The sequence below is a fragment of the Terrisporobacter mayombei genome (assembly GCF_020748465.1).
GTDB classification, from domain to species: Bacteria; Bacillota; Clostridia; order Peptostreptococcales; family Peptostreptococcaceae; genus Terrisporobacter; species Terrisporobacter mayombei.
This window is the reverse complement of record NZ_JAHZMP010000267.1, coordinates 1-443: the sequence shown is the minus strand read 5'-3', so window position 1 is coordinate 443 and position 443 is coordinate 1. Positions and strand designations below refer to the sequence as shown.

The window sequence follows — 443 nt, the reverse complement described above, 5'->3', positions numbered from 1 at the left end:
TCCTGGCGCTCACCGGCAGACACCTTCACACCGGACGGCTTTTTCTGCGTCGACTCATAATCCTTTTTTGCCGACGCCATCAGCGTGTTGTAATCCGCCTGCAGGATTTTCCCGTCTTTCAGTGCCTTGTTCAGTTCTTCCTGCCGGGCGGTATATTTTTCCAGTGGCGTCAGCTGGCGCTCATACGCCTTCTGCGCCTCTCCGGTATACTTCAGCTGTGACGCCTCACGCTCAGCCCTGTCCCTTGCCGCCAGTTCACCGGCTTTTTCCATATCCGACTGCAGCGTTGCCGCTGCCAGACCCAGACGGGTATTTTCCCGGTCATCCCATGCGCCCTGAAGGTTGGCCCGGAAAGAGGCGGTTTTACCGCGGCGCTGGCTCCGGCCCTGGTACCACTGCCATTTTTTATCCGCCTCATCAAATGCCTTCTGCGCACTGGCGAG

1 protein-coding gene is annotated in these 443 nt (G+C 58.5%); it reads right to left on the bottom strand.

The window, feature by feature from the left end; translation table 11 throughout:
- Positions 1–443: hypothetical protein (locus tag K0039_RS21500; RefSeq protein WP_438948079.1), on the bottom strand; the 443-nt coding region annotated here is incomplete at both ends.